This is a genomic window from Mangrovicoccus sp. HB161399 (genome assembly GCF_013184745.1).
In the GTDB taxonomy this organism is placed as follows: domain Bacteria; phylum Pseudomonadota; class Alphaproteobacteria; order Rhodobacterales; family Rhodobacteraceae; genus Mangrovicoccus.
Map to the genome: position 1 here is coordinate 1 of NZ_JAATVU010000088.1, position 21,021 is coordinate 21,021.

At 58.1% G+C, this 21,021-nt stretch carries 18 protein-coding genes and 1 CRISPR repeat array; of the genes, 9 read left to right on the plus strand and 9 right to left on the minus strand.

What is annotated here, in order from left to right:
* Positions 1-786 precede the first annotated feature (786 nt).
* The 5 genes from HCC78_RS27710 to HCC78_RS27730 all read left to right on the plus strand — a co-directional run bounded on the left by HCC78_RS27710 (position 787) and on the right by HCC78_RS27730 (position 5,122).
* Positions 787-1,134, plus strand: coding sequence for a hypothetical protein (locus HCC78_RS27710; protein ID WP_138472135.1), 348 nt, complete (start codon positions 787-789; stop codon positions 1,132-1,134).
* Positions 1,135-1,795: 661 nt separating this feature from the next.
* Entirely contained in the window at positions 1,796-2,710 is a 915-nt protein-coding gene (locus HCC78_RS27715; protein ID WP_171060931.1) for an Abi family protein, read from the plus strand.
* A 630-nt stretch (positions 2,711-3,340) separates the two neighbouring features.
* Complete coding sequence (locus HCC78_RS27720) at positions 3,341-4,045, plus strand: hypothetical protein (RefSeq protein ID WP_172332012.1); 705 nt, start codon at positions 3,341-3,343, stop codon at positions 4,043-4,045.
* Positions 4,046-4,253: 208 nt separating this feature from the next.
* A complete protein-coding gene (locus HCC78_RS27725) occupies positions 4,254-4,790 on the plus strand; it encodes a type II toxin-antitoxin system Phd/YefM family antitoxin (protein ID WP_138472141.1) in 537 nt (178 codons plus the stop codon).
* 5 nt (positions 4,791-4,795) lie between these two features.
* Entirely contained in the window at positions 4,796-5,122 is a 327-nt protein-coding gene (locus tag HCC78_RS27730; protein ID WP_138472143.1) for a hypothetical protein, read from the plus strand.
* Positions 5,123-5,133: 11 nt separating this feature from the next.
* Here HCC78_RS27730 and HCC78_RS27735 read toward each other — a convergent pair whose 3' ends face one another.
* On the minus strand, positions 5,134-5,964 hold the full coding sequence (locus HCC78_RS27735) for a hypothetical protein (RefSeq protein ID WP_138472145.1): 831 nt from the start codon (positions 5,962-5,964) through the stop codon (positions 5,134-5,136).
* A gap of 349 nt (positions 5,965-6,313) precedes the next feature.
* Here HCC78_RS27735 and HCC78_RS27740 point away from each other — a divergent pair, with 349 nt between their 5' ends.
* The 3 genes from HCC78_RS27740 to HCC78_RS27750 all read left to right on the plus strand — a co-directional run bounded on the left by HCC78_RS27740 (position 6,314) and on the right by HCC78_RS27750 (position 8,386).
* Positions 6,314-7,390, plus strand: coding sequence for a replication initiator protein A (locus HCC78_RS27740; RefSeq protein ID WP_138472146.1), 1,077 nt, complete (start codon positions 6,314-6,316; stop codon positions 7,388-7,390).
* A 74-nt stretch (positions 7,391-7,464) separates the two neighbouring features.
* A complete protein-coding gene (gene parA / locus HCC78_RS27745) occupies positions 7,465-8,118 on the plus strand; it encodes a ParA family partition ATPase (RefSeq protein WP_138472148.1) in 654 nt (217 codons plus the stop codon).
* Positions 8,081-8,386, plus strand: a complete 306-nt coding sequence (locus HCC78_RS27750) for a hypothetical protein (RefSeq protein WP_138472149.1) — start codon at positions 8,081-8,083, stop codon at positions 8,384-8,386. The genes parA and HCC78_RS27750 overlap by 38 nt, the downstream gene beginning before the upstream one ends.
* 33 nt (positions 8,387-8,419) lie before the next feature.
* Positions 8,420-10,266: direct repeats of the CRISPR family, unit length 28 nt; unit sequence CTCCTAACCCCTCATGGGGACTGATCAC.
* Between the two features lie 137 nt (positions 10,267-10,403).
* On the opposite strand, the gene cas2 is transcribed toward HCC78_RS27750, so the two are convergent.
* From cas2 to HCC78_RS27790, 8 genes are read right to left on the minus strand one after another with little or no spacing between them, the layout of a single operon-like run.
* Positions 10,404-10,697, minus strand: a complete 294-nt coding sequence (gene cas2 / locus HCC78_RS27755; protein ID WP_138472151.1) for a CRISPR-associated endonuclease Cas2 — start codon at positions 10,695-10,697, stop codon at positions 10,404-10,406.
* Entirely contained in the window at positions 10,697-11,668 is a 972-nt protein-coding gene (cas1, locus tag HCC78_RS27760) for a CRISPR-associated endonuclease Cas1 (RefSeq protein ID WP_138472153.1), read from the minus strand. The genes cas2 and cas1 overlap by 1 nt, the downstream gene beginning before the upstream one ends.
* Entirely contained in the window at positions 11,668-12,210 is a 543-nt protein-coding gene (locus HCC78_RS27765; protein ID WP_171060932.1) for a Dna2/Cas4 domain-containing protein, read from the minus strand. Before HCC78_RS27765 ends, cas1 begins: the two co-directional genes overlap by 1 nt.
* A complete protein-coding gene (locus HCC78_RS27770) occupies positions 12,207-14,246 on the minus strand; it encodes a DEAD/DEAH box helicase family protein (RefSeq protein ID WP_171060933.1) in 2,040 nt (679 codons plus the stop codon). Before HCC78_RS27770 ends, HCC78_RS27765 begins: the two co-directional genes overlap by 4 nt.
* The gene (locus tag HCC78_RS27775; RefSeq protein WP_138472159.1) at positions 14,246-14,980 is read right to left on the minus strand and encodes a hypothetical protein; all 735 of its coding nucleotides are present in this window, start codon (positions 14,978-14,980) and stop codon (positions 14,246-14,248) included. Before HCC78_RS27775 ends, HCC78_RS27770 begins: the two co-directional genes overlap by 1 nt.
* Before the next feature lie 8 nt (positions 14,981-14,988).
* Positions 14,989-15,996 carry a type I-D CRISPR-associated protein Cas7/Csc2 gene (gene cas7d / locus HCC78_RS27780; RefSeq protein WP_138472161.1) on the minus strand — a complete coding sequence of 336 codons (1,008 nt, stop codon included), beginning with the start codon at positions 15,994-15,996 and terminating at the stop codon, positions 14,989-14,991.
* A gap of 51 nt (positions 15,997-16,047) precedes the next feature.
* Positions 16,048-18,876 (minus strand): hypothetical protein, encoded by a 2,829-nt coding sequence (locus tag HCC78_RS27785; protein ID WP_138472162.1) that lies wholly within the window; start codon positions 18,874-18,876, stop codon positions 16,048-16,050.
* A gap of 17 nt (positions 18,877-18,893) precedes the next feature.
* Positions 18,894-19,607 (minus strand): CRISPR-associated endoribonuclease Cas6, encoded by a 714-nt coding sequence (locus HCC78_RS27790; RefSeq protein ID WP_138472164.1) that lies wholly within the window; start codon positions 19,605-19,607, stop codon positions 18,894-18,896.
* 103 nt (positions 19,608-19,710) lie between these two features.
* Here HCC78_RS27790 and HCC78_RS27795 point away from each other — a divergent pair, with 103 nt between their 5' ends.
* On the plus strand, positions 19,711-20,544 hold the full coding sequence (locus HCC78_RS27795; RefSeq protein ID WP_138472167.1) for a hypothetical protein: 834 nt from the start codon (positions 19,711-19,713) through the stop codon (positions 20,542-20,544).
* Positions 20,545-21,021: the final 477 nt, after the last annotated feature.

Consider the following 21,021-nt stretch of genomic DNA (forward strand, 5'->3'; position numbering starts at 1 on the left):
AAGGCGAAGGGGGGCTCTGCCCTGGGCTCCCGTTCCCCGTGCCGAGCCGTGCGGGATCCTCCGGAACTAGGCCCTCGGACTGCGGTTCGGGGGTCCTTTTCGGACGTTTAGATTTTCGCGCGAGGCAGATTTCCGGATTTTCCATGTCTCTTTTTGGTCTAGGACCCGGGGCTGTCGAGCGTCGGCCAGTAGGTGGGCGGCGGCTGTCGAGCACTTTCCATGTCTCTTTTTCGGGTCTTGAGGGGGTGCCAGAGGGGTTCTAGGAGGGTGGTTTACCTTAGGGAATTTCCGCTTTCCAACAACTTATGCGGGAAACGAACTATCGGTTCGATACAACCATAGGTTATTTCACTCTGAAAAGGGACATGTAAAAACTGCCGATTTTAGGCCAAAAGGGGGCTAAAAAAGGCCTGTAAAATAAGTCATATTCAATTTTTCGTACATTAAGAAGTGCTCGTAACACTTTGATATTAAACACTTTTCTTCTCTTATTTTCTTTCTTTCTTTCCTTCCTTCCTTCTAGAGAAGAAGAAGAAGAAGAAAGAGACATTTATTGTCCAAAAATTGAGACTTGGAGAGAAAAAGGGTTTTCCGGAAATTATATAAAATAGAGTAAAGGAGAAAGTCGCGTCTATAAATGTCCCTTCTGAAAACCCCTGGCCACCCCCCGCGCTCGACCGAATAATTTCCGGAAACTGCGACTTGCCTTTGCCACCCCAATTGGCCAACGTCCGCCCACACTATCCGTTGGAGGATGCTTCGCCACGCTTCACATCCAGAAGCCCCATGGCGCGTCCCCGTCTAGCCGTACAGTGCGATCTCGCACCTCCGGGTACCCCAGGCCGCCTGAAACCGACTTCGCATTCTGCGGCCGCCCCCACCGCCCTCTGCGAGGACGGCCAGATCACCGGCTTCTGGAAGGCCGTCGGCGACGACGAGCTCAACCGGCACTCCCAGCAGCGCACCCACTGCGACCCGAACCACCAGGTCCATATACTGCGCGTGTACTGCGAATGCGAATGGCCACTGCCGCACATCGTCCACTGCTGGTCCGACCTCGCCTGGCAAGACCCGCTTCTGGGCGAGCAGCTGACCGCCGCATCCCAGAAGGATCGGAGAGCGCGCGCCGCCTGACCCTGCAGTGCGAAGTCGGCCACCCAGCTCCCCCCCATGCCCGAAACTGGAGACCGCACTGTACGGTCGAACGGCAGCCCCCGAACGATCGCCATCCGCCTGGGCGGCATCCCCTTTGAACAGGGCGGCCAAAGACGGCCAGAGCAAGACCTTCAGCAGCAGGAGGCGCGCTTGGACAAAGCGCTTTTGCGCCATCCGCGGACAAAAACCGCCGCCTCCTGCCGCCCTAACCATGTCCGGTAAGATTGCCTTATGGGACGTATATAGCTCGACGTGCGTATGCCGGATGGTCTCGCCAATGGCGGCTCAAGCGGCAGCCAGTCTCGCGTGCCTTGACTCGGTATCGGAAATAGAAAACCGCTAAGCTGCTGAAAACATGTCCGCATGGGTCTCGGAATATCCGGCGTTCCGACAGTGTCCGGATAGAGGATGTCGCACAAGCGCTTCGTGCCGATAGAACGCCTCCAACCCCGGTGCGGGAAAAAACTTGACCAAAATAACGGAGGGAAATAATTATCCCTTGTCTTACGACCGGTGCTCCCTGGCTTGGCCACGTCGCCCTGCTACAGCCCGGTCTTCTTGATTCAGCTGTGCCGTTTTGTCCAGGATACCCTACTACAAGACTTACAGATCGGTTGATGAATGCCTGGATCTGATGCTCATGCGTGGTCTTTCCATTCCTGACATGGAACATGCCAAACGCACAGTCGAGCGGATCGGCTACTATCGGATCAGCGCCTTCTTCTACCCATTCCGTGAATTTTGCGTGCTTCCGGGTGATAGAGGGAAGGTGCGTTGTGACCGCTTCCAAACGGGAGCGAGCTTCGATGACGTCATCACCTTTTACCTCTGGGACAAGACCATACGTCTGGAGCTCGCCGATGCGATCGAACGCATCGAGATCGCAATCAGGGCGGCCATCGTTGAAGTCCTGGGCTCCTTCAACCCGCACGGCCATCGCGATGCCCGTTCCTACAAGCCGAGCTTCAGCGAGCTCGATGCGCGCGGCATGAGCCCCATCAAGAAGTTCACCTCAAAGCTGGAGGATGCTTTCAGGCGTTCGAAGGAGGACTACGCCAAGCACTACTTGAGCCGCTACATCGGTTCGCCACCCATCTGGATCGAGGCGGGAACATGGGATTGGGGCAACATGACCCACATCCTCCGCTACCTCGATGAGAGCCACAAGAACACCATCGCTGCCAGCATCAACCCGGGACTGCCCCGCAAGACGATGGAGTCTTGGGTCAATGCTCTCAACGACGTACGAAACGACTGTGCGCATCACTCCCGGATATGGAACAAGAACCTTGTAAACAGCCCAGGGATTCCAAAGGGCTTGGGTTTCCCAGAATTTCAGCATCTTAAGGGCAAGCCCGCCGGAGGCGTGGCGCCAACACAGAAGCTCTACGGTGCCCTCGTGGTCATAGCCTACCTGCTGAAGCAGTTTTATCCACGAACCCAGTGGCACGTGCGAATGCGAGACCGGATCTTGGACACCAATCTGCCGTTCCAAGTTGGTATTGGAACGGCAGGCTTCACCGAGGGCTGGGAGAAAGAAGATATCTGGAGTTGAAGGGGTCGCGTCGCGAATTTGATGGAATTTGCCGAACGGAACGCTCCAGAAGATGAAATTGGCTCCCTTCGGGCGGCAAAGTCAGACGCCCCAATCGGTCTCCATCTTGCGCCATACCCGGCTGACCATGTCCTCGCGATGCCTGATTTGATCTCAAACCAGTAATGTCACGGTTCGCCGCCGCAACCAATCCACAGCCATGGATTGGATGACAGGTCTGGTGAGTGCGACGCTTGGGGTTGCCAAGCTCTCAGCAACAAAGCGCCCCAAGGCGCGCAGCACCTTGGGGCGTAGGTCCAGCAACCAATCCTGCAGGATCGGCGCCGCATCTTAATCCAGCCGCAACTCCACCGTCGCAGCCTTGGGCAGCAGGGCCGTTGCCCGCTCAGGCGCTATGTCCGGAACGTCAGAGACTTCGCCCGTGTCCGGCAGCCCGGCAGTATCCGCGCCTATGCCAATCGCAGGGAAGCCATCCGTACGAGATGTGCCATCCTCGGTTGGCTCGACGGCAAGGAACGGCATGGACTGGTCCCGGAAGACCCAGGCCCGGAACGGGTAGCTCCATGCAGCCTGCATGGCGTGAAGGGCGCCAGGCAAACGTCCGACGGTCGAACCGGTGCCAGACGATGCATGACCGGCGTAGAGGGCGGCAGCGGACGCAAAGCGCGTCGCTTCCCCGAGCATGAACCAGAGGCGCGCCATGTCTTCAGGCCAGCCGTTCTGCCGGAGCAGATCGCCCACGGTTCGGAGCAGGAGCTCTCGACCCTCTCGAGCCCCACGGAAACCGGCGGCAAGCGGCGGATCTCCTATATTGCCCGTCACTGGCACGAGGCGGCCAGCTCGACGGCGGATCATCAGAACCTCATCGAAATGGAACTCCGTCGTGAACGGCTCCGAAAAATCGAAATCCAATATGATGAAGTGGCGGGATTCGACATAGGCAACAATCCGCAAGCCTCTTCCTTTCATGTCGATCACGCATCCAGCGTCCTGCGCATCATCCCTGGCAACAAAGCTCCCGGAGAATTTGCGCTCTGCGCTCCTCATCTCCTGAATCGCATGTATCCGGCGGGACGCTGGGAGCTTGAGGAGGCGACGGAAGGCATCGCGCGTCATCAGGAGGCCTCCGATGTCGATGAGTGTCGGGCAGCGGAGGAAGGCAGAAGTATGCATTTTGTCTTCACCTCTCTGTGGCAGGCAGGGGGCTTGTACAATAGTCGTTGTACAACATATGGCACCGATACCAATGTGTACAACCCTTTCGGGTGCGGGCGGGATCACTTTTCTGCGCAACATTATTCCACCAGCATGGATGAAATAATAACAACATGCTGATATTTAACATTTATTTCTGTGACGTCATTTGACATCAAGACGCGTGAAGGCATGGAAAGCTCTCATCTCCCTTGCTGAGAGTAGTGAGCGAACCTAAATATCCAGTTAATACTCTGTCAAAAATAGTACATAAAATCGGAGTTCCCAGTTGACCTCTCCTGATTTTTGTACATCTTGTGCGGGGTATTTTGTACAAGGAGACTCAAGCATGGGCGCCGATACCGGAAGACTGATGGAAACGTATGATCACGTCGAACTTAAGGGAGAAGCGGTTCTTGCTGCCGAGGAGAAGATGCCTCTCAGCATTGCACGGGCCCAGCTCCCGACTCTTGTCCAAGAGGCTGCGGAGAACGGTCGAAGGGTCGTCATTACGCGCTTCTCCCGCCCCTACGCGGCGCTTGTACCGGTTCATGACCTGGAGCGGCTGCTTGCGATCGATGTCGAGGCACGGGAGAATATGTGCCTGGCAGAGGCAACGGACGAAGACGAGCTGATGATCGACATCGATGATGAAGCAGCAATGGCCGAGGCTTTCCCGGACGCCTCCGCGCCGTGTCTGGCTCCCACGGCAACGGCTGCACTTCTTTGCCAGCTCGGCGAGCGGGTTGTCGAACTCACGTCCGATCCGGAAGTTGCCCGCATCCTGGACAGCCTGAAGCAGACGTCCACCAGCAGACCGGCGGTCACTCCCGCGCCGGAACAGACGACCAAGAGCGGGACGAACGAGTCCTGCCCAGTCGGCTAAGAACCATGGTGGTGCGCGTTGCCCGGCACAACTATCGGGTCCGCATCCCCGGGAATGTGGTCCCGATCCTCAATGACGCTCTCGGGCTGCCTGCGGCCACTCTCGGCTGGACCGTCAACAAGATGGTCCAGACGGTCAGTGGGGCCCTCAGGACCGACTACAACTGTTGTGAGACCAAGGGGGATTGGCCTCCGGGGATCCTTCCGCAGGGCACGAGCCATCCCAATTGGGGAGAGGTGTTCGCCGCGACGTACCATGGTGTGCAGATTGGCCATTGCGTGAACCATGGCGAGGAGATCATCACTTTGGTCGGCGCCGGGAACACTCCCTGAGTTCATACCGGCTACCTTGCGAGGAATGCCGCTCTCAAAGCCAAGCTGTCGAATTCCGGACAGCCATAGAGCTTGATCTTGGCTCCTATGTCGAAAAGAAGGCCGAGACGGGTTGCCCTGAGAAACGCAAAGAGCCACCTCATCGTGTGCGGGATTTCCTGGCAGACTACTTCAACCTGCGCTGTGGTTTGAGGAGGGATGTCCTGAGAAGTCTGGGACCATACTTCGATCTCGGGAAGCCAGACATAGGACGAAGCCCTGCACGAGGCGATGCCCAGGAAGGAAATGCTGGCTTCGGTCAGATGGAGGGTGTCGCCGGATCTGTTCGCAACGGATAGCCTCAGCTGTGCCGTGACAGGCACTCCCTGCCCCATCGGCACGATTCTTCCGGAATGTTCTGCAGTAGCCAAGGTTACCTGTTTCCGGAAGACATGCGGCAGTATCAGTTCGAGAACTGGCAGGACCAGATCGTAGCAAGCGAGAACGATCAGGACAGCGATGCTTGGCCATATCAGGACTGGTTCGGAGAGCCAGGACAGCAGGACATTTGCTAGCGATACAACTCCTGCTGGGATGCCCAGTGGTGTGAACCAGGCAGCATCGAGCTGTGCAAAGCCGATGGGAATGAGACTTGCCGAGATGCAGGTCATGGACCCCCAAATGAAGGCTCTACGTACCATGAATGCAGGGTTCAGCAGTCCGTATGATAGTAGGCCAACCAGTACGATGATGCAGAAGAGGGGAAGAACGGGCCAGCCGCGGGGGAATAGCAGGGGGAGGCAGGCAATGCCTGCAATGATGACCCATTGGATCAATGTCCGGAAAAAGAACTGCAGGCCCATGTGATGTCTTTTAAGAGAAAGTGCCCCCGAGCTTATGCGCGGGCGTAAGCATTTTCAATCATTGCGTGAATCATGTCTTTGGGGAAGCAAACAGGCCTCTACTTTGAGCGACGGTATTGATGAGCTTGGGAGCTCGTGAGTGTTAAATAGGTGTTAGATCTGTGTTAAGCTGTGGATAATCATTCATAAGCATTTGATTTTAAATGCTTATCTCGGGCAGTCGGTAACTAATACCACGAATCTTGGTAACTGAAATCCCGGAATTGGTAACTAATACCACGAATCTAAGCACTGGGTAACTGATACCACGAAACTTGACAGCCGGTACCTGAAACCACGAATGTTGGGCATGGACACTAAAACCACGAATCTTGATCTGTTCTCGCATGAGGAGAGCAAGTCAGCGCTTCCGTTGATGCCCGACCGGCACCCGCAGCATGACTTGTTCATCTGCGATGTGGCTGATGCGGTTCTCAAGGACATGATGGTCCATATGGAGCATCCGTTCTATTCGCTCTCGAAGAAGCCCGAGACGAGCGTGCGCCGCTACGAGCACAACGGGAACTGGATCGAGATTACGCCCAGCGTCAAAGGCTTGGCGACCATCTATGACAAGGACATCCTGATCTACTGCATCTCGCAGATCATGGCGAAGCTCAAGAACGGGGAGGAGGTCTCTCCTCGGGTGCGCATCAACTCCCGCGATCTTCTGGTCTTCACCAATCGGGGAACAAGCGGTCGAGACTACATGGCACTCGTCGAGTCCCTGGATCGGTTGGAAGGCACCCGAATTCGCACCAACATCCGTTCGGGAGACGAAGAACAGATCGACGGGTTCGGCTTGATCGACACGTCATCCATCCGGCGCAAGCACGGCTTGGATGGACGTCTTCTCTGGTGCGAAGTGAAGCTCTCGGATTGGGTCTTCAATGCGATCCGGTCCCATGAGGTGCTGACGCTGCACAAGGATTACTTCCGCCTGCGCAAGCCGATCGAGCGAAGGGTGTACGAAATCGCCAGGAAGCATTGTGGCTCGCAGGACGAATGGAAGATAGGCCTCCCTACCCTGCTCAAGAAGACTGGCTCCCAGAGTCCGCTGAAGCGCTTTAGGCAGATGGTCCGCCACCTGGTGGAGTATGACCACTTGCCTGACTACAGCGTCTCGTTCGAGGCGGAGACGGACATGGTCACCTTCCGGAACCGGGGAACCATGGCAGCTGTCGTAGCCGCGGCTGAAACTTGGGAAGGGCACCTCGATGCCGAAGCCTACCATGATGCACGGCTGGTTGCCCCCGATTGGGATGTCCGTGTCATCGAGGCTGCATGGCGCCACTGGCTCGGCGAGAACGAGATCGAACCACGGCACCCGGCAAAGCACTTCATCAAGTTCTGCAAGAGCTGGTACGAGAAGCGTGGCAGACCATAATGCACAAACCCACATTTCAACAATTAAGACTTTAGGGTTTTGTACTTTCCCACGTATGTGTCAGGGTTTGCTTCATGATCATCTCGTTCCTGAACCAGAAAGGCGGGGTCGGAAAGACGACCCTCTCGATCAACGTCGCGGCTTGCCTGGCAAGGCAGGGACACCGCGTTCTCCTGATTGACGCCGACAAGCAGAGCTCGGCCACCACATGGGCGAGCCTGAGGGAAGATGCCCCCTTCCAGGTCGTGAGCATGGCAAGAGCCAACATGGCCCGGGATGCGCTGAAGCTGGCAGCCGATTACACGCACACCATTATCGACGGGCCTCCACATGCAGAGGAGATCGCGCGCTCCTGCATCGTCGCCTCCGACTTCGTTGCGCTGCCGATCGAGCCATCGGGACTTTCGACTTGGGCCTCGGACCTGACAGTCCGCCAAGTCCGGGAAGCACAGGAGTTCAAGCCAGCCCTCAAATGTGGGTTTGTGGTTTCCCGCAAAATAGGGAAAACTGTGATCGGTCGGGATATCCGCAGCATGGCGGCGGAAGCTGGCTTGCCGATCCTCCAGACCGACATAGAGCAACGGGTCGCTTTCGCCGAGAGCCTCACCATGGGCCAGACGATCTTCGAGTGGGCTCCGGATAGCGCTGCGACCCAGGAGATCGACAAGTTAACGAACGAGATTGAGCAGCATGTCCAAGAAGACGTTCTCGGCAGCGCCGAAGCCTAAGACCCAGCAGCCGACCGAGGAGCAGATTCTCGCGTTCGAGCGGGGAGGGGCCGGGCACGATACCCAAGTTCCACCGCCGCCCAAGCCAAAGCCCGAGACGAAGGCGGAGCCGACCAAGCGCTTGAGCCTGGATCTTCCGGCATCGGTGCACACCCGCTTCAAGACCGCCTGCAGTGCAACCGGCCGCAAGATGGTTACCGAGCTGCAGTCCTACATCGAGCAACGAACGACAGAGCTCGAAGAAGAAGCTGGATTAACCCGCAAATAATTATTTCCACAAATGTGGGTTTGGGGTGACCACCTCCTAACCCTCATGGGGACTGATCACCCGAAATGTTCCCGCCCTCGAAGGCATCCACGTCGTACTCCTAACCCCTCATGGGGACTGATCACGTGCATCGCATCGCCGGAAATGCGGCATGGCATGAGAAGCTCCTAACCCCTCATGGGGACTGATCACCGGGCCGACCGAGGTCACTGCTGGCATCCTGCTGCATCTCCTAACCCCTCATGGGGACTGATCACTCGCCTGGCTCGAGGACGACTGCCCCCACCATTTCTTCCTCCTAACCCCTCATGGGGACTGATCACTTGACGCCGCCGGATTTGCAAACAGGTTCAAGGCCGGCTCCTAACCCCTCATGGGGACTGATCACGTCCGAGACGTAGCCGTCGTTCACGTCGATGCGCTTCTCCTAACCCCTCATGGGGACTGATCACTCGACACCGCCCTGTTCACGGCCGACCAGAACTGCCTCTCCTAACCCCTCATGGGGACTGATCACACTATCCCGCCGAGGGATGGGCCAGCATCGGCGATGACTCCTAACCCCTCATGGGGACTGATCACAGGACGAAGCGTGGTGCGCGCGGGAATACCGGATCGGCTCCTAACCCCTCATGGGGACTGATCACTCGCGGTGGGTGTTGCCGACGTGCTGGGCCAGCACCGCTCCTAACCCCTCATGGGGACTGATCACGTGCAGATCGGAACCGTTTCACTAGGGACCTGACAGGACTCCTAACCCCTCATGGGGACTGATCACCTGAGTACCGGAAACTGGATTCGGGTAGGGGATGCCCCTCTCCTAACCCCTCATGGGGACTGATCACGCCCGGCGCTCGGCACGGGTTGCGGCCGGGAGCTGGTCCTCCTAACCCCTCATGGGGACTGATCACGGGCCACAGCAAGGCTTGGCGTGCGAGCGCCGGTCTCCTCCTAACCCCTCATGGGGACTGATCACATCCGCTGCTGTCCTCGGTCAGCACGAACGAGACCAACTCCTAACCCCTCATGGGGACTGATCACGGGTGGACGCCATCCATTTCACGGACACCGGCTACCACTCCTAACCCCTCATGGGGACTGATCACGCCGAGCTCCACGTAGAGCAGCATCTGCGCCATGGTCTCCTAACCCCTCATGGGGACTGATCACTGGCGAAATCGGCCTGTACATGGCCGCAAATACTTCTGTCTCCTAACCCCTCATGGGGACTGATCACCCGGGACATCTTCTGGACCCTCTACGGCCGGGACGCCCTCCTAACCCCTCATGGGGACTGATCACCGACCTCGATCTTGGAGCAGTTCATGCCGCACCCACTCCTAACCCCTCATGGGGACTGATCACGCGTCGGAAAGTACGGCAGAAGGCGTGGGTTCAAGGGGCTCCTAACCCCTCATGGGGACTGATCACCTGGAAGCTGTTCTGCGCGTCGGAGATGGTGTCTCCTAACCCCTCATGGGGACTGATCACCGCCATGGAAGATGCAGGGCTTACGCCGACGGCACAGCTCCTAACCCCTCATGGGGACTGATCACGAGCAGCGCCCCCGGCCTTTTCTCAAAGAGGTGACGTCTCCTAACCCCTCATGGGGACTGATCACTTGGCGATCCAGTGAACCAGGAAGCGAAGCGGACGCACTCCTAACCCCTCATGGGGACTGATCACTGCCGAACTGGACAAGCGCTACCAGACCACCAACCTGCTCCTAACCCCTCATGGGGACTGATCACCACCGCCACCGGCATCGTCGCGCTGTGGTGACGGCATCTCCTAACCCCTCATGGGGACTGATCACCAGGACTTCTCCGGCGATCTGGTGCGGGCTCATTCTCTCCTAACCCCTCATGGGGACTGATCACCCCTTTCCGCTCAGATAGTTACTCCCAAAATTCGCGAGAATTCGCGAGAATTCGCGAGAATTCGCGTGCAGACACGTGGGTTCACATCGGATAATTACTTCTCTTCCCGCAGACATTCACATGACATCCACCCGAAGTCAGAGGACAATGCTTTTCTCCACGAGTTCGGACAGGGGACGGGACGCCACTATCTTCCCTTCGCGGGTCATCTCGCTTGCATCGATATTATGCCTGTTCTCGACCTCGAAGATGCAGACCTTGTCCCCAGTCATCAGGAGACGCCGAAGGTCCTTGTCTATCGCTCTTCGCCGCGATCCTGTAATCAAACCGGCAAAGACGGAATTCTGCTGATGTACAAGGTATCTGGACAGCATCTTCCGGTACTTCTCCGTGCGGTCTGCTTTCACGTCGTATGTGACTATGATGAACATCAGACCCTCCTCACCCAGGAACGGTATTCACCCACCCCGAGGACGTGACGCTCGATCGACAGGGCTTCGCTTCGGATCAGGTCACGCAGGCTCGGTTTTCCGGAAACCGGCCGGTCCACGCGCTGCGCCCACAGTTCGAGCGTGTTCCGTCGCCCCGTTTCGGATAGGCGGCATACGCCTTCCGATTTTTCAAACCAATTGTCCCAGTTGGTCCCGCGCAAGGCGATCTCGAAAATCATGCCGTCGCAAATGGCGGGCTTGAAGATTTCGGACAGGTCCAGAGCCAGAGAGCTCCGGGCCTCCATGGGCGAGTGCAGGAAAGACATGCAGTCGTCCAAGTGCGTTTTCGCGATTTCGTTGCGGCACAGGGCATACATCAGCCCATTGAACCAAGAGATCAGGCAATTGATCTCATTGTTCGGTGGCCTGCGGATCCGGGGCCCGAAATCGAGCCGTTCGTCGATGTCCTTCCACGCGCCATAGTACCATGCCCGCATCAATCCCTCGCGGCCCATGAGGCCCTCGATGCTGTCCGCGCTTTCCAAGTCCGCAAGGATCGCCTGCACGGCTTCGACGGCTGGCTTCAATTCAATTTTGCCCCGGTAGAGGCGGTATCTCAAGTTGCCCAGAATGTTTGCCCCGGCACCGCGGACGATGCGCCGAGCCAGACCGAGCCGCTTTTGGGGGTCAGAGCTGCAGGCCGATTGCGCTTGCCGTACCTTGCCGCTTCTTGGAGATCCCGCCGGTTCAAATGCCCCTGACACGTTCCCGTGCCAGTCAAGCACGACGATCCGGACTTGTTCGCGGGAGAGCAGGGTGATGAGCGAAGTAGTCAATCCTGACTCGCCTGCGAGGACGATCTGCGACAATCCCTTGATGGGCACACGCTTCTTGCCAGCCGCTGTCCGTACTAGGAGGGTGGCTCCATCGGCGGAGAGCTTGGCGTCCTTTGAGACGAAGAGCGTTTCCATCAGATTTTTCCGCAAAATTCCCTGTAGGAGCATGTCCCGCAAATGGGGGCATCTATGCCGGAGGGGCATGGCACACTGATCAGGCCAGCCAGTTGCCGGGCACCGGAAAGAAGCGCATCGACCATGCCATCCGTGATTTCGACCATCCGCATTCGCCGCTCCGCCAGGATATCGACAGCCGCAGCCCATGAATTGCCGGTACGTGCTGTCAAAAGCAGTGCATAGAACGCTGCCTGCATGGACACGGCATCTGCGGCGCCAGCACGCCCCTTGGCCTCGACAACGATCCGGTTTTCCCAATCGATCCTGTCAGGAGCCAAGCCGATCAGGCCATTGATCGAGCGGTCCCTCGCCTTGCTGTTCGCATGGGCCACCAAGCCCTGCGCCATGCGGTCTTCGAGATGCGCATAATCGACACGATGGAGGTGCAGCCAGGCCCGTCTCCGACAGATCCTGATATGCTGGAACGCAAGGCCATGAAGCCCATGAAGCTCGCAAAGGTCGGCGAATACCGCAATTCTGGGATCTCCTGGATCGGTCACAGGACGCCGGTTCCGCCGAGGGATGGCATGTCTTCCGCCATGCGCTCAGGCACGAGCCCCGTGGCTCTCACGATTTCCCTCATGGCATCCAACGCTTCGTCACCCGGCTCGAAGAAGCCGTGATCTGCGCGCGTTGTCCTCGTTATCCAAGTGCTCGCCGCATTCCGCCTTGGAATGGCACCGATGAGCACATCGTCGAGAGGAGGAAGAGGGTCGATTGATGGATCGTGCCGTCGCGTCTCCCCGGTTCGGAAGATGTCCGCAAGGGAACGTGGCAGCGCCAAATAGGTGCCATCCAAGTCTTCCAGAACGGGAGCCTTTGCTATCTCCACAAAGCGCGACGCCTGATCGAAACCGATTTCATCCATGCGACTTCCGAAACTGACCCGCACCCGGGCATCGATGTCCCGGAACCGTGCCGCTTCGCGGAACAGTCCTTGCATCCAGACTCTAGGTGCCGAAAGCTCCGAACGCTTCAAAGTCCCGAGGAGAACCTCCATGCGACGAACAGATTTCGGAGCGAATGTCCGGAGTGTGTCACGCTCCCCCTTATGGATGTTCCAGACGCGGCGCAGAGCGCACCAGAAGAGCGCCGCGCACCAGACCGCGCGACCAGGCATGGTCCGGTAGTTCGGGGAAACATCTTCCGCCCCGCGCGAGAATTTCCCTTGGATGCCGGAGAGAACCCATCCAAGGAAAGTACCGACATCCACGTCCCCGCGCGAACGGGCTTCCACCCCGAGGCTCTTTTCTGCTTCTTCGGCCAATTGCGCGAGAACGCGGCCATGACGGGCACGTGTCACGATCACGCGTCCGGGAAGATCACCGCGGGATACCCGTCCGAGACGCTGAACGAAGGAACAGGCATCGTGACCTGAGTCCATGATCATCAATGATGCCCGGAAAGTGACCCCCATCTCCACGCTTGAGGTCGCAAGGATCACCTGTGCCTCACGCGGATCGCAACGTCGTCCCCATCGGCCGGACTCGTCGTCCTCCTCTTCATGTGCATCGTCGATCGAATTGATGGTGAGAATCCGGTCGGCCTCAATGCCATGGCGCTGAAAAATCTGGGACAACACATCCCGCGTCCCTTTCAGCTTGGCCACACTGTCGGAGACAACGATGATTGACTGGCCGCAGGCGAGAGCATGTGAAATTTCTTCCCCCTCGGCCTGGCAGGCGCCCAGCACATCAGCGTGCTGTCCCCCGCTGACTCGGACGTCCCCATGGATGATCCGTGCACCACGCGGCTCTTCTCCGGGTGCCCAGCTGAACACCTGTTCCTGCATCGGGCGGATTTCACAGGCGGGCACCCCGAAATTCTCGAGGACTGGCCGGATTTCGATAGGCGTCGCGCTGAGGAAGGTCACACGGGGGCTCCGGTTCCCTGTGTCGTACGGAAGCCCCGCAACCAGCTTGCAGATCGCCGCGGCCAAGCCAAATCCCCTGGCCTCGATCGTATGAAACTCGTCGAACACGACATGATCGAAGGAAAGAAGGCTCGTCAGAGACATGGTCTCCGATCCCCGGGACAGCACAGGCGGATAGAGCATGAGGCTCGCCACGGATTCCGGGGTTGCTATGACGAATACGCCGGTCTCGGCGAACCCGCCGCGCCCGCGAAGCTGATCGACACGGCTTTTCCGGATATCCGCCCGCGACAGGCCGTCCCCGAGCTGATCGAAGAGCGCGTCAGATGTCCAGACATGCAGGTGGCGCCCAATGCGTCCCTCATCCCAGCCTTCGCCCTGCATGGTGCCATGAACCGCCGCGGCGAGGTTCTGCGCGAGGCGCCGCGTGGGCACGATGAAGAGAATGTTCATCCCGATGAGGGGTGCCATTTCGAAAGCGAAGGTCTTGCCTGCGCCTGTCGGTGCCGAAGCAATGCGGACACGTTCCGGCGCCTCGATCAGATCCGCCTGAAAATCGGTCAGCATCGCCCGCTCACCCGCCACCGTCTGGAGGAATGGGTTGCGTGCACCGCCGATCACGCCATGGCGCCGGATCACCAAGTCGAACGAAGCGGCCGCCATCAGCCAATCCCCTCCAACCCGCGGACCGTGCGTGCCCATACGCCAGCGATCTGTGCCGCTCGGTCCATATCCAGCGGCGCGGAAAACTGCAGATCCCAGAGCGCATAGAGGTCGCTGCGGAGCCGCATGCCGTCTGCAAGACCAGCATTAGCATCTTCCTCGATGTCACGATTGATGTCGCGGCCGCAAATGAAGCCGGTGTGCAGGTTTAGCCGTACCGAGGGCACCTCGGCCCGAGTGAGCCGGACAATCCCTCCGCGGTGGCGGCCGATGCGAAAGACGACTTCCGAGATGTCCTCATCTGCTGCCTGCGAAGCAAGGTTGAACGGATCCTCGCCGAAAACCGCGCCATGATAGATGGCACCTTGCGGAACCTCCTGGATAAAGAACCAGGTCTTGAGGTTCCCCGTGCCGGTGGCATCCTGCACCTGTTTCGCGTAGCCGCCCTCCCCATCAAGATTGAGGCGTCGGCCGCGGGGCCGCATGAGACGTGGCGTCTCGGCCTCGAAGACAGAAGCCATCCATGGCAGCCGTGCAAGATCCCGCCTGTAGTTCTTCTCGGGCAAGGCCACGCCCGCGGAAAGGGCACCAAGCGCGGAGGCCAGCCCGTAGACGACGCTCCGATCCGCAAGATGGGTGGACAGGGTGGCAACTCCGCTTGGGATTGCCAGGGACTGATAGTGGAAGGGAGTCAGCGTTTCCAGCCGTACAGGTGTTGCCTCCATGTCGGACATGACAGGTCTCAGCCCCTGATGCCGTCGAACCAGGCATCGAAATAGGCCGCGATCTTTTCCTGGGATCTCTGATAGCGGGAACGCATTTCAGCATCGCCGCTCTCCAGCTTTCGGATCAAGCCATCGCGCAGATCGGCAGCATCTTCCGGACCCAAGGAAACAGGACAAGCCGCCGAGAAGATGTCGGCGATTGCCTTGACAGCGGCGGCAGGGCCGCTCGGGCCATCCAGGCTCTCCGGGAGTCCATCTAGGAGGACATAGGGGCTGGAGATATCCCGCTCGAGCGGAGATCCATAGATTCCCGCGAGATGGGTCCGCACATTGATGCCGTAAATCGAGGTCTGGCCGCCATAGGCGCCTGCAAGGCCGATGCAGAGCAGAAGATGCTCGATCGCTTCCCGCGGAGCTGTTCGTCCAGTGAACGTAATCGTCTGCACTAGCAAGGTGCCAGGCTTCAGGAAATGACGTTCAAAGAGGTTGTTGGAGTTCCTGTTGGCTTCGGCATCCCAGAGCGTCCCGTCCTCCGACGCACGGTTGTGGAACGTATGGTCGGTGACCTGCTCGTAAGGTACCAAGGATACGGCATCCGAGTAGAGTGCTGCCGCCTTGACCGGAAGGACCTTTCCCGCCGCATCAGTGCTGTCTCCGAAAACCACGGTGTTCATGTCGAACACGGCTCCTGCGGTCTTTCCTGGAAGCAGTTCGGTCCGGTTCTGGGGCATCGCACCGCCCGCACCGAAATAGCGCAGGACCTGCAGTCCGCGCCGACGTTCACCATACTTGAATTTGTTGGCAACCGCACGCACGCGGCGCCCCTGCGCTGTGTCGATGTCGGTAATTTCCGACTGCTCGTTACGGAATGATGCGGGCGAAATCACCTCGCGCACAAGCGGTATGGTTACTGTGCCGAGATTCTTCAGTGCCGGCATGACATAGGTTTTCTTGGAGCCCTGGGCTTCTTCGGAAAGCCCATCGATGTTGCCAAGGAAAGAGGAAAAGGCGGAGAGATCGGACATCGCGTTTCTCTGTGTGCAGTGAGTGGATGGACTGGAAAGGCTGGCGGGAGATCAGAAGGGAAAAACGCTTTCTCCAGAGGCACGCAGCTGGTGTGCCCGGTCGAAAGCCACTCGATAGATGCCGATGGCCGCGGCGCGCGTCCGGCTGTCCGGAAGCCTGTGCTTGAAAACACCCGGCCAAATTTCGTCGGCGAAAATTTCGGCAGCCCGGTTCAGGGCATCTCCCGTAGCGGGCTCGTCAGGCCCGGGTTTGGTGAATTTCTTGTCGCTTTCCCGGTCTGCAACGTTCTGGAGGGACGCGATGATCGCGCTGATCATCGTTTCGCGGTCGGTCGTTCCGAGCTGCGCGACGGTATCCAGTGCTTCAAGGGCGAGCCGCATGCCGCGTTCCCGAACGTTCTGGCTATCTTTCGCGATGAAACTTCGTTGATAGCCGGTCATTGCGCGTGCGTAGCGCACAAGCGGCGAGTCCTTCATCTCGGTCATGATGAGATCCTGTGCTTGATTGAGTAGATCAGCTCTGAGCGGGACCAGCTCGCTTCTGTCCATGCGCTCGACCTTGGTGACAGCTTCGCAAAGAGCCGATGCTCGGGTGGACGGGTCCATCACACGCGCTGCAAGACTTGGCCCCAGGCCATTGGTCTGGGCTATCTGGGACCAAGTCCTCAGCGTCGCCCGCAGGCTAGGAAGCTCCTCGATCCGGAAGCCCCGCTTGCCGAGACCCCGTTCGATCTCTGGAGGCAGGGCATCGAAATAGACACGATCTCGCACCTCATGTGGCAGGCCTTGAAAGACATGGATCGTGCGGCCGGTTCGGATCGCCGCGTCGACAAAGCGCAGCACCAACTCGAGGGTTTCCGAAAACTTGGTTTCCTGTGTCTCGAAGCGGCCAATCAGAACTCGCTTGCGAAAGCTGTCAAACGCGCTGAATGAGATGTTGATCTTTTTAATGTCGACCTTGCGCAATTCGTAAGTGGAAATCTCGGTAATATCGGTGCCGTTGCCCAGAGAAAGGGATGCGAACAGACCAGACACCGCAGGCGAGACCACGGTCAGCGGGACAGCGGCCTCCCGCCCACCCGCCTTGTTTTTCCGAAAACGCAGGTGATGCTCCGCACGCGCCAGAGGCGAGAGCCATGTCCCTGACTTTGCGCTGCGAAAATTCTCCGGCCTTCCCTGGCGGCCGGAAAACGCGCTCACCTTGAGGCCGTATACACCTTCATTGAGCGCCCGGTACTGCTGCTCTTCGCCAACAGGCTGTGCGGTGAAATGGCATCTCAAAGCCGCGGATTCATCGCCAGCCATGAACGCCTCCGACAAGGAGGCCCGTACCATGTTGGCCACCGGGTCTAGATGAGCCTTGGCAGTATCTCCGATTCTGGAGTTGATGCCTGCAAATGCTCCATTGCCGTTGAGCCATGTCTCGATAAGGCCTTCATGACCGAAGACCTTGTCATCGAGGCCAGTGTCCCCCTCCGCAGCCGCGGCCGTGACAAGCGCGAGGCCGACATGGCGGGACATTGCGTCCTTGACCTGAGACAGCGCCCCGTCAAATTCCATGCCCGCATCGGCCAGCCTCTCGAGCAGCATCGTCTCCCGCGCCGCATCGGTCAGGGTTTTCCTTGCTAGTACCTTGTTTTTGGGAGCCTTGCAGCGCAAGGCCGCCGCGAGAGCGGCCGCCTTTTGAAAGATTCCGGCTTGCCCTTCGTCTTCTTGGATCAAATGGGGCGAGACACTGGCCCCGGGAACCTTTGCCAAGTCGGGCCAGCCAATCGCGAGCCCCAAGCCCGCAAGTTCACGGGCGAGGATCGTTCCTGGCGCGTCTGGTCCATATGCCAAGTCTGTCCTGAAGGAGAGAAGCTTGCGCCATGTCTTGTCGTCAGCCGAAAGTTCGACGAGATCGTCAACCCCGGCCCGCCCCTCAAGCAGATCCACCGCGAGACGCGTGTTGACGTCAATCCGGGGATGTGACCGGAAACTCCGTGCGACGAGCTCCAGCCCCCGGTCCACAATGGATAGCCCAGCCTGTTCCGGCACGGCCACTACAAGACACCCATCCCGGTGCACCTCGGCAAGCGGAGGAAAGCGGGTTATTTCACTGCATGCTCTGGACAAGGCAACCTGAAGCGCATCCAGCAGGAAAGGGAACTGCGGCTGGTTCAGGGTCAGAACACGCCATCCCTCTTGCAGGATTTTCGTGCGGAACCCGTCAAACTCCTGGAGGACTGCCACCGCTGCCGACGCGCCATCCTTCAGGAAGCAGCCATCCATTCTGTCGGCAATCCGCACGTAGAGCGCATCGTTTGCGTCGGGGTTGGAAAGCGGGGCACCATCTTGCGCGATGCGCCCTGCACGGCTGACTTCCGCCTTGTCGATCATGGACAGCAGCCAGCCCGGAGACGCTTGGGCGTCGAACTGGGCCAGAAATGCGCCGACCCGGTACCGGTCTGCAAGGGATGCGATGTCTTCCGCAGCAAGAGGGTGATCACGCCCGATGCCGAGCATCTTGTCAGCATCATGCAGGAAGCCGACCGCGAGGATACGTGCCAACCGTGCGGGAAAGGTTCTTGCCTGGCTTTCTCCGGCGGCCTCCAAATCTCGCTCGGCAAGAACCACTGCGCCGCGCGCGACCGAGGCCACGTGTTCGAGGAGCGAGACATTGTGCCAGCCGCAATGCCATTGTCCAGATGCGTCCCGCCCGCCCTTGCCCGATACTCGCATGAGCCATGGGGTCCGGATATCAAGCCGCTTCCCCAAGCTGATATCCTTGGCCTGAGGTCCTGGCATCACCGGGAGCCCCCGTGACATTTCCTCCTCGGAAAAGACCCCTTCGGAGACTACGGTCGCCAGAAAAGCTTTGTAGATGCGTTCGGAATGCATTCTTGGAAGCTCCAGCATCAGGTCGGCAGAATCGGGCAGCCGAAACCGAGACGGGTTTTCGCGCCAATTCCTGAAAAATAGACCCAAGATAGGTCTTCCGCGTTTCCGCGGAGTGTCACGGGCATGCTGAACCCTGGGATCATCACGCGCCTCGGTCCTGCCTGTCGCAGTGCAACCGGTCGGCTCCTGCCTTCCGTCAGAAGGGTCAAGCGATCGATGGCAACCTCGACGTCGAGGTCACGTCCGGCTCGCCGCTGCAGGCCAACCCTGATCGCTTCGGGAAAGTCGGTTTCTGCCGCAGAGCGTACGAACCAAGTTTTCCTGGCCTCGGCGGTCTTTGGGCCAATCAGTGCAAACGGACTCGCGAAGGCAAGGCAAATTTCATCTTGCCCGGACGCGGGTCGGCGCATCTCCTCGACAATGCGCCCGCCGGAAAAGTCGATGACATCTCCGTTGGAGGACCGCTTTTGCAATGCCTCCGGGTCCAGAACCTCGAAGGCTCTCGCGACCTCCGGGTCTGCCGTAGACACCAACAAGCTCTTCAGGGTCATCAGGCCTCCACGTGCCGCGAAGCCCTTGCAAGCAAAAGTCCAGTCCGCCGCTCCTCCCCCAACAAGACGTTCACCGGAAACCCCTGCCGAAGTCAAACCGGCCACAAGTGCAGCATGCACGCTATCGATGTATCGATATTTGACCGGAATCTTCCCGGGGAAAATGGTGATCCGTTTCATTGCACACCCTATGTCTCAGCAGTTGGGGCCAATATGTTTGAATGGTGATGATCTGTCATGTATGAATTTCTAACATCTTGAGATCGAATCGATGATATCCAAGTTGAAGATTTATGAAGCTTTGCTGTTCTGGTGCGGCGCCATCACGGCTGAAAAGGCCGCAAAACTCATCGGATGCACCCGCGCCCACGCCCAGATGAAGGTTGTCTCTCAATTTAACGCGGAATCGCGGTACCCAGCGCGCACCGTCCGCAAGGGACCAGACAGGGGCAAAACGCTTGAAACTGTTCCTAGCATTCAACCGCATACGCTGAACGAGTGGTGCGATTTCATTTCAGCGCACAAGGTTTTTGGGAAGCATAAGGAAAATGATGCGGAACCAATAATTCCAGATATCGAGAAAATTAGAATTGATACACCTCCCGACTTAAGGACGGCGAAACTTCTTCGGGCTCTTTCCCAGAAGTCTGCCGTTAGGGGAACTTATATCTTCAAGGATTATGGGGCTAAAGACATCCTGTTTTCACCCCATAGCCTTGTTCAATCACCTCGCAGGCCACATTTGCGCGGCCATCTTCAAATTTATGAGAAAAATTCACTTTCTCTGGTGGGCTTTCGGGACATTGTACCAAGCCGCTTCCTGTCTGATGAGCTTACTCTGGATCACGACGCATTCATATCAGATTCCGGGGATACAGAATGGCATGAATTCGTTACGGTTCGCGCGCGGCTGAATCCCACCCTTCCACGCGACTTCACCCGATCTCGCTCTCTGGAGCTAGGACACGATCCGGAAGATGGGACCACAGATTTCGTACTCTCCAAAAGAATAAGAAAAGCCTTGCTGTACTATTTCGAGAAAGACATCTTCAGCGAGACGCTTGGACACGATTCTACCCCAGTCTGGGACATTGTTATTGAAGATGGTCAGTATTGAAATTCTCCAAATAAAATAACATCACGTTTGACATGCATCGGACTACGTCATCTTTAAATTAGAAGCATGTTTCTCCCAAGGTAGATCCTGCAAAAAATTCGAAAATCCTGACTTCGGAAGATTTCATTTCAGGCATGATGAATTTTTTCAGCAGCGCACACAGGAATAACGGAGAAGAACGCGCAGCGGAAATTGGACCATGACTTCACCTGCATCACTGATGAAGGAAGGATCTTATTTCTACCATCAAGAATACGAAATGGATCCGCGGTTCAAAATGAACCACCTGAAAATTCAAAAATTTCGAGAGCCTCTACTTGAGATAGCGAAGGACCGTCGCGCATCCCGGACAGAAAAAGCATGGTGCCCATCCAACCACTCGACAAGGCGAAGGGGGGCTCTGCCCTGGGCTCCCGTTCCCCGTGCCGAGCCGTGCGGGATCCTCCGGAACTAGGCCCTCGGACTGCGGTTCGGGGG